We start from the raw sequence: 9,244 nt of genomic DNA, 5'->3' as shown, positions 1-9,244 counted from the left end.
AAAGATTAAAAACAAAATCCCAGGGATTCCATCCCTGGACCCGGCCAGGGAGGTGCCCTCCCTGGACCCGCAGTTGTGTTGGGCGCTGAATAGTTACAAAAGATTAAAAACAAAATCCCAGGGATTCCATCCCTGGACCCGGCCAGGGAGGTGCCCTCCATGGACCCGCAGTTGTGTTGGGTGCTGAATAGTTACAATAACTATTGCTTATGGCACAGAAACTCCGCAACCAAATGGGTTGCCTCCGACACCCCCTCCGGTGGCAACCAGTGCAAATCAGGCTCCTTGCGCAACCAAGTCATCTGCCGCTTGGCATAACGACGACTCTCCTGTTTTGCCATTGCAACAGCTTCGGCCAAAGAGTGCTTGCCCTCCAAAAAGGGAAAGAGTTGCCGGTAACCTACTGCCTTCATGGCTGGCAGATGGCGGTCATAACCCGCCTGCAACAGATGACCTGCTTCCTCAAGCAAACCATGCGCCATCATTGCAGCAAAGCGGTCATCGATACGGGCATACAACTGCTCTCTCGGCCACAGCGGGGCCATTTTCAGAATGGTAAAGGGGGGAGGTGGGGGCTGCTCCTGTTGCCATTGGCTTAAAGGACGACCGGTTGCTGTATACACAGCCAACCCTTGACTGATCCGCTGCCCATCATTGGGGGTCAGTCGGGCAGCCAGTTGTGGATCCACCTGCTGCAGACGTTGGTGCAGCACAGGCCAACCCCACTCCTCTCCTTGCTGCTTTATCTGCTGGCGAATCGCCGGATCCATGGCCGGTATCAACACCAAACCTGAGGCCACCGCCCGGAAATAGAGGCCACTGCCGCCAACAAAAAGAGGAGTACAGCCACGTTGCTGACAATCGGCAATGATCTGCCAAGCCACCTCCCGGTAGCGGTCGGCACTGAACGGATGATCGGGGGTAGTGACATCCAACAGATGGTGAGGAACCTGCTGGCGCTCCTCCAGGCTGGGCTTGGCAGAACCAACATCCAAACCACGATAGAGTTGAACCGAATCGGCGTTGACAATCTCCAACGCAAAGGTTTTGGCCAAGGCCATGGCCAGTGAGGATTTTCCCGATGCAGTCGGGCCCATCAAAAAGATCAAGCGAGCAGGTAACAAGGGGGGCGTAGTAAAGGTAAAAGGTCCACACAAAAACGGGGCTGCAGAAAGAGTCTTTCTACAACCCCGTCAATAGAGCATTACAACAGATCAACCACGCGCCTTTAACCAGTTGGCAATGGCCGGAGGAACCTCTTGTTGGGCACGACCACTGACATAGATGCCAATATGTCCCCCCTTGAAGGCAAATTCCGAATAATCGGCACTACCCACCAGCTCCTTCAACACCTTGGAAGCCGCCGGCGGTACCAGATGATCCAACGAAGCATAGACGTTGAAAACAGGCATGGTGATATTTTTCAAATCAACCCGTTTTCCGCCGATCACCACTTCACCCTTGATCAAGCCGTTGCATTGATAAAAATCTTTAATAAACTGCCGGAACGCCTCACCAGCCTGATCGGGCGAATCAAAGATCCATTTTTCCATACGCAAAAAGTTTTTCAACTTTTCTGGACTATCCATGATGTCAACCATGTCGAGATATTTTTGTCCAGTCAAACGGTAAGGATTCATGGAGAGAAAGGTAAAATTCAACAGATCTCCAGGAATGTTACCCATGGTATCCACCAGCAGATCCACATCCAGAGTTTGCGCCCAACGGCTCAACAGATTATCCGGGGTCTGGAAATCAACCGGGGTAACCGTAGTCACCAGATTGCGTACCTTGTCCGGATGCAAAGCTGAAAAACAGATGCTGAAGGTACCACCCTGACAAATGCCCAACAGATTGATGCGATACAGATCATGGGCTTCGCAGATATGCTGCACACAACGGTAAATATAGCCGTTGATATAGTCATCCAGCGTCAAGTACCGATCCGAACCATCCGGATAGCCCCAGTCGATAAGATAGACATCCATCCCTTCATCCAGTAGACCACGAATCAGGGAGCGATCCTCCTGCAAGTCAGCCATGTAGGGCCGATTGACCAAAGCATAGACCACCAATACCGGCACCCGATGCCGCTTTTCCACACGTGGTTGATAGCGATACAGGGTTATCTTGTCATCGGTGTACACCGCCTCGCGGCTGCTCACACCAGCAGAAATCGGTCCGGTGCTATTCAACACTTCCATGCCGGAAAGCAACTTTTGGTTAAAACGCAACAGCTCTTCAGCCGCTTGCTGTGGGGTCATGTTAATTGGAAACATCCGTTATTCTCCTTTTTTGGCAACCGTATCCGACGTGGCACCCACTTTATCCCGTGCGGCAGCCCGCGCTTTGTTTGCTGAGGCGCTGGCCTTTTCCGGGGGAGTGGTGACACCCGGTCTGGCATCTTCCAGGATACTCTTCATGTCAGCCAGCTCTTGACGCAGATTGCCCACATCCAAACGCTCCAAATCATCGCGGAGCGAGCGCAACTCTGCACCATGATCCTGGGTTTGCAAACGCTTCAATTGATCCTCCAGGTTGCGCACCCGCCGTTTCAGCTCCTGAACCTGGCGATGGGAGGTATTCATTTCCCGTCTGGTTGGCATGCCGACGGCTGACATCATCTCATCGGCCATGCCCTGTTGATACTGCTGTACCCGAATCATCCCATTGACCATGCGTGAATTGGCCTGTTGAAACGTTTCGCTGCGCACAAATTCGGCATTGGTCTCTTCACAACAATCCACCCACAACACATAAAGCTCTTTCAAACTTTCAATCGGCTTGTTGGTCGCACCCCGCTCCAACAAGCGCTTATGCAGCAAATCCAACGCCTTCAAATTGACCTGATTGGACAGAGTTTGAAACTCTTGCATCGCCTTTTGATAATTCAACAGCTCATTCATGGCAGCCTGCATCCGCTCCTGCTTTTCGCGGGTCAGCCCCAATCCTGGTGTAGCAAGCACTTTGCGCAACCACTCCAGACCACTTTCCTGGTTCCATACCTCTGGTTTGACAGCGCTCGCCATCGTCTGCATCAAATTACTGGAGAGCAATGGATTGTCCTTGAACATATCCATCCACATTTGCATCGGCTGGCTCCAAGCAGCCATGGGATGGAGAGCCGCTTGCGCACCCTCTTGTCCCGTAAAAAAGGATTTTGCCTGTTGAATGGCGCGATCCAAATGCTTGGTCCATTCACCACCTTCACGTTGACTCTCGCCGATGCGCTGCAGAGCATCAAAAATCTCCTTGCTCATGCGCATAAAACCACTGGCGGCAGACAGCATGCCATTCATGACTGTCTTTTCCGGGGAAGCCTCTGGGGTATAAATACCAAACATGCGCGTCCATTCATCCAGTGGCGAACTGCTTGCCTGTGGCTGCATCCAGGGCAAGGTCCAGGGCATACTATTGCCGGCAGTTGTGGCCCCTTCGCTGACCTGCTTTAACCACTGCATGGGCCACTGGGCCATCCCTTCCATTCCGGGCATGGCAGAAAAACTGCGGTTTGTTTGCAGATGTTCGCCAGCCATGGCGGACCACTCGTTCCAGATTTTTCGCTGCAGGTCGGCCCAACCCTGCATCCAATCTACCGAAAACGCATCATTCGCCATGCTTGCTCTCCCTTATTGAAATTGCTTTGAACACGGGTGTTACTTGGTATTGGCCTTGACCTGCTCGACAATATCGTTCAAGTCCTGTTCGATCAATCCTTTCAACTCATCCTGGCTGCGCGACAACAGTTCCATGGTTTGCCGTGCATTTTCTACCATCATTTTGCCCACATCAGAAACAATATCTGCCTGTGCATTCACAACATCTTGTACCGATTTCATGCCACCCATGCTTTTGATCTGTTTTGAACTGACAGTGACAAAAGCCTCAGCCGCATTAACCTGCTGTTTGGCCAACTCTTTCATGGTCCGCTCGTTGATTTTTTGCAAGCCGGCAATGGAGTTGACCATTTTCCGCGTCACTTCGGCAACCTGCTCGGCAACTTTCTTATCCATTTTACCCTCCTTCGATTTGTCGCTCATGATGTTGTCCTTTACCGCAATGCTGCGTTGCAGCAATTGTTGCAGTGCAGCATATTCCTCCCTAAGAGAGTTGTCAACCATTTTTTTATGCTGTTCGACAACCTGCTATCATTTTTTTTAATCTGCCCATCACGAAGACTCATCCGCCGGGGGTGAGGTGGGTGAAGGTCTGGTGATGGGCAGAAGGGAGACCCAAAATTCAATATTTTTCTGGGTCATTTCGCTCAGAATGGACACCGGATTAATAGCGGTGTGCAACTGATTCTGCTGTTCGACAAAGAGAGCCACGCTGCGAGCCAAATACTCACCCAGCATGCCTTGTAACGCTCCGCCATAAAAGCGGATAATTTGCTGCAACACCTCGGTCGAAAAGACCGGAACCCCTCCCCCTTCCGATTCACTGATGATCTGCAACAGTATGCTGCGCGTAATATCTTCGTTGGTCTGTTTGTCAATGACCTGAAAAGGAATCTTATCCAACACCAACTGACGGATTCCCTCCAGGGTGACATATGCCGACCGTTCCGTATCGTACAAACGACGATTGGGATATTTGCGAATGACTCTCATGTGAACTGCCTCAAACACTCCTCAACGACTGGGCATCAGTGGATGAACTGACCGCCGTTGATGTCAATGTTGGCTCCCGTAATGAAACCGGCATCCTCATGCACCAAGAACGCAACCACCCGGGCAATCTCATCTGGGCGTCCCAGACGACCGGCAGGAATCTGCGCAATGATCTTCTTGAGTACATCTTCCGGAATCTTTTTAACCATCTCGGTACCGATATAACCGGGGGAAATGGTGTTGACAGTTACCCCTTTGGTAATACCCTCTTGGGCAACAGCCATGGTAAAACCATGCATGCCGGCTTTTGCTGCCGAATAGTTGGCCTGACCAAACTGACCTTTGCGACCGTTGACCGAAGAAATATTGACAATCCGGCCAAAACCACGATCTGTCATCCCGGTAAAAACCTGTTTGGTCATGTTGAATACACTGTTCAAATTGGTATCAATGACTTCATTCCACTGCTGTTCCGTCATTTTTTTCAAGGTGGAGTCGCGGGTAATACCAGCGGCATTGACCAGAATATCGATCGGGCCCACCTCTTTTTCGATTTGCTCAACGGCATTTTTGCAGGAAGTAAAATCGGCGACATTGGCTTCATAAACCGGAATGGGGGTACCTTCCGCCTCGCGCTGTTTTTTCCACTCATCCAGATTGGGACATTCAAAAACCGGGGCACAGGTCACCACAACCCGATACCCTTCACTAATCAATTTTTTGCAAATTTCCGTACCAATACCACCTGCACCACCCGTTACCAAGGCAACTCTTCCACTCATTGCGATTCTTCCTTATTTCAGGGGTTGACGACAAAATGACAACAAACTGCTTTGATCATACCATCCAACAACACCGGCTACCCCCATGCCCGGTCTATTTGCTACCCGGCTTGCCCATGCTGTCCCTGTCAGGTGCCGTCAGAACATCTCTTCGTTGCGCGTTGAGAACACTCTCTACCTTATCCTCCATCCGCATACAAAACAACGATGCGCTGTGTACGCACACACTCTGCCAGACATCCAGCGCAGATTGGCAATCCCTTGGCAGAAACAGATAAATATTATTATCTCTTCCTCTTTTGCTACCAGGAGGGGATCTGCACCATGAGAGTATATGCAACAAACAACAGAGCATTTCTGGACAACACCCAAATGATCCCAGACTCTGTTCATAGCAGGTTTTTATACCGTTTGAAAAGGAGTTTATCTCACATTAGCACAATATTTTACGCAAATTATCCTTTTGTCAAAATCCTGCGCTTTGGCAAATTCATCTTCTGGCAAGCCATTGACCTGTAGCGCATTCTCGGAAATACTGCACAAGAAAGAGGATGAATTAACCTCTTGCGAAACTGTCAGCAACAATCCAATCATCACATGCGGAGTCAATCACGGTGCGCGGCAAGGTCAATAAATCCCGATCCGGCAAACGGAGGGCCTGTTATATCGGTATCCCGGGCTCATTTCGCTTTCTCATGGAACAATCCTTGACAGATGCCGGATATGAAATCATCCCACCTGGTGAGGCATCCTCTTATCAGTTGGTTATCGATAACGCTTCCCGCACGGTCAGTCAGTTGCGCGCATCGGTATCAGCCCTCAATGGGGCGGTGGAACAATATCTATTGATTTCTACACATCAAGTCTACCCCAGCAGCGCTCCGTTGCGCCCCTGGCGTGAAGGTGATGCCAATGTGGCCTATGATCTGGCCTCCTCGCTGCCTCCGGCAACATTGGCAGCACGAGCTGTAGAACGGGAGTTGCGTCTGTTGGCCCGCAACCGTTTTGCCTACACAATTCTCCGTCCAGCCTTGCTTGAAGGTGAAGAGAGTGGAAGCATCGATGTCACACGCTGGTTTGTCGATCGGGTTCTGGATGGTGGTATCGTCGTTCTTCCAGAGGGAGATCTCCCCAACTACCGCCATCTCTCCCAGGTTGATTTGTCGCGTGCCATCCTGACCGTTGCCGGTTATCCAGACAGCTTTGATCAAACCCTGAATGTCGCCAACCAATCCACCTTGAGTTATTGGGGACATGCAGCCGTTGTGCGCGACGCTTTGGGATTACCTTTGCGTTTTGGTTATTTGCCACAATGGCGTTGGCGCGCTGCCAATTTGCAACTGCCTTTGGGTGAACGCGCCTCCACCAGCTTGATTGAACCGGCGCATCTGCTGCTGCAACTGGGTTGGCAACCAGAGGATTCCCTCACTGTGCTGCACAATCGCGCCAGAGAGTGCGCCGCCAATCGCCGACCCTATGACCAGCATCTGCTTACCCGCGAACGACGCGCCCTCACAGAAGCGGAAAGCGAAACCTTCTATCACCCGGGACAATCTCCTCACCCTCTTCCCCAACACACCACCAAACAGTGGGTATTGCGCGGCTGGGCAGGACAACCAGCCAGCTTGGCCCTGGAACGACTGCCACACATACAACATTTTGCACCGCCCGTCGTCAAAGTACACGCCCTCACCCTGTTGCCAGCAGAAGAGCGCTTTTTGCGCGGGGAGTATCCCCAAAATGGCTATCGGGTGTTTGGACACAATGCCCTGCTGGAGGTGGTCAACCCCGGACCACATGACATTCAGGCAGGCACCTTGGCCGTGCCTATGAGTGTCATGCCCTGTGCCGAGGCTGCCACATGTCCCTTCTGTCGTGGCGGTGTGCGTGCTGTTTTGGGTATTGGCACCGATGGCTATGGTTGGGGAATCTGTTCCACTCCCCTCTCCCATCTGGTGACGGTTCCTCCCTCTTTGGGCAAAATCGCTCTGTTGGCCGATCCACTGGGCAGTCTGATTGCGGCTCTTGCGCCACGCTTGAGCCAGGATCAGGCACCAGTCTGGATCGCCGGTCGCACCGTGGAAGCCGCTTTGCTCTCCTGGCTGGTTCAGGATGCTGGACGACCAGTCGTGCACGTTGATCGCCGCGACTGGCACCATCCCGAATTTCCTGTCCAGGCTATTCACCCGCTTCTGGCCCGCCGCCGTGAAGGTAATTTGCCGGCACCCACGTTGGCCATCGATTTTACCGGTTGCGCCGATGTCTCCTGGCCGTTGAGCCAAGCCTTGGCCGAAGGGGGACATCTCTTTGTACGACGAAGACCTCCCGGAATTGCTCACGGCATCCATTGGCATGAAATCTCCGCTGTTGCCCCCAATAATGCCAATTTGAGCGAGGCTGTGCAGCGCTTGCAACGTTGGCAACAATTCCGCAACCTGGAACAAAGAATTGGTCCGGCAATCCCATTGGATCTCTATTGGGATGCCCTTCTGCCAGCTCCCTTTTCGCTACCCTACTTGGAGGATGCACGATGAATACCCTTCTGCTGGGTGGTAATCGCTTTGTCGGCGTCGAAATGCTCTGGCACCTGCTGCATGCCGGACATCAATTGACAGTCTTGGCCCTGGACTCCCCTCCTGCAGAGACTCGTCCCCATATTCGCTGGTTGCAGGTGGACCGCAATCAGGAAGCCGCCCTCAAAGAGCTGTTTGCCAACGAATCTTTTGATTGCGTGGTCGACAATATTGCCTATGAACCACAACATGTGGAACGCCTGTTGGCGGCTCTGCCTGGACGAATCGGTCGCTATCTGTTGACCAGTACCACAGATGTCTACTCCAATCGCCATCCACGGGCTTACCGAGAAGATCAGGTGGAGATTCGGCGCTATGATCTGACCGGTATGACCGATGCCGAACGCTATAACTATGGCAAACGCTCCTGTGAGGCGGTCCTGCGTGCCTCCGATGTGGAATGGAGTGTTTTGCGTCCCTGCATGGTCAGTGGTCCTCGCGATAATCTGACCGGAGCCCCCTCCCCTCGCCGTTTGCACTGGTTTGAAGAGTCTGGCCGCAGCCATTTTTGGATCTCTCGCGTTTTGGATGGTGGTCCTATTTTGCTCTGCAGTCGCGACGAAGTGGTCTTTAAGTTGGTCCTGGTCAGCGATTTGGCGCGCGCAGCAACCCATGTTCTCACCCTCCCCGATGCAGTCAATCAAGCCTACAATGTCACCGGTGATGAAATCTGGACCAATGAACGTCTGTTGCGCACCCTGGCTACCGCTGCCAAAAGCGATCCAGAAATTGTTTATGTTCCCAATGAAATATTGGAACAGTCTGGTGTGGATTATTCCCCTGTTTTTGGAACGGGCGCCGGTTGGACTTTACCAGATAACGCCAAGTTGAAAGCCACCGGTTGGCAGCCAACACCAGCAGAACAGTGGCTACCATTATTGCTGGAGGCCAATACACGACCGGATATGCGTACCTGGTACCACACACGAACCCAGGAAATTGCTCTGGCTCGCCATCTGCAACGGTATAACCAACAGCGCACTACCCTGGCGGCACCTGTCGGCCCATTGCCAGCGCCAGCTCTGGCAATACCACAAGCAACTGCTCCCCTGACCGGCTTCTTGAATAATCCAGACAGTTCCCACTGGAAAACTCGTGTAACCCGTCCCCAAAATGGTTCAACACCACTGGAGGAATTTTACAGATCTTTCCAAGCAGGTTCGATCAGCCGTATCGGTATCGGTACCTGGATGGGCGATTTGACTCCGGCCACCGATCAACGCTACATCGATGCCATGCTGCATGCTGCCAGCCGAGGCATTAATGTTTTTGATACCGC

General features: G+C 52.3%; 8 protein-coding genes. 2 read left to right on the top strand and 6 right to left on the bottom strand.

Annotated features, from left to right (window positions below; all coding sequences use genetic code 11):
* Positions 1-200 precede the first annotated feature (200 nt).
* From miaA to phbB, 6 genes are all read right to left on the bottom strand, one after another.
* A complete protein-coding gene (miaA, locus tag EJP87_RS10790; protein ID WP_130471882.1) occupies positions 201-1,157 on the bottom strand; it encodes a tRNA (adenosine(37)-N6)-dimethylallyltransferase MiaA in 957 nt (318 codons plus the stop codon).
* Positions 1,158-1,214: 57 nt separating this feature from the next.
* Positions 1,215-2,279: a class III poly(R)-hydroxyalkanoic acid synthase subunit PhaC gene (locus EJP87_RS10785; RefSeq protein WP_130471881.1), complete on the bottom strand. Its 1,065-nt coding sequence runs from the start codon at positions 2,277-2,279 to the stop codon at positions 1,215-1,217.
* Positions 2,280-2,282: 3 nt separating this feature from the next.
* Positions 2,283-3,617, bottom strand: a complete 1,335-nt coding sequence (locus EJP87_RS10780) for a poly(R)-hydroxyalkanoic acid synthase subunit PhaE (protein WP_130471880.1) — start codon at positions 3,615-3,617, stop codon at positions 2,283-2,285.
* 39 nt (positions 3,618-3,656) lie between these two features.
* The gene (locus EJP87_RS10775) at positions 3,657-4,013 is read right to left on the bottom strand and encodes a phasin family protein (protein ID WP_193771296.1); all 357 of its coding nucleotides are present in this window, start codon (positions 4,011-4,013) and stop codon (positions 3,657-3,659) included.
* Positions 4,014-4,169: 156 nt separating this feature from the next.
* Positions 4,170-4,610 carry a polyhydroxyalkanoate synthesis repressor PhaR gene (phaR, locus tag EJP87_RS10770; protein WP_130471878.1) on the bottom strand — a complete coding sequence of 147 codons (441 nt, stop codon included), beginning with the start codon at positions 4,608-4,610 and terminating at the stop codon, positions 4,170-4,172.
* 35 nt (positions 4,611-4,645) lie between these two features.
* Complete coding sequence (phbB, locus tag EJP87_RS10765; protein ID WP_130471877.1) at positions 4,646-5,392, bottom strand: beta-ketoacyl-ACP reductase; 747 nt, start codon at positions 5,390-5,392, stop codon at positions 4,646-4,648.
* A 614-nt stretch (positions 5,393-6,006) separates the two neighbouring features.
* Between phbB and EJP87_RS10760 the strand changes: the two genes are divergently transcribed.
* Together EJP87_RS10760 and EJP87_RS10755 are read left to right on the top strand one after the other, a co-directional pair.
* Positions 6,007-7,926 (top strand): hypothetical protein, encoded by a 1,920-nt coding sequence (locus EJP87_RS10760; RefSeq protein ID WP_130471876.1) that lies wholly within the window; start codon positions 6,007-6,009, stop codon positions 7,924-7,926.
* On the top strand, positions 7,923-9,244 hold a 1,322-nt coding region (locus tag EJP87_RS10755; protein WP_130471875.1), incomplete at its 3' end, for an NAD-dependent epimerase/dehydratase family protein. The genes EJP87_RS10760 and EJP87_RS10755, both read left to right, overlap by 4 nt.

Origin of the sequence: Candidatus Magnetaquicoccus inordinatus (genome assembly GCF_004217665.1) — a bacterium.
Taxonomy (GTDB): Bacteria; Pseudomonadota; Magnetococcia; order Magnetococcales; family Magnetaquicoccaceae; genus Magnetaquicoccus; species Magnetaquicoccus inordinatus.
Note: the sequence above shows the minus strand (reverse complement) of the source record. Positions and strands in the feature narration are given on the sequence as shown.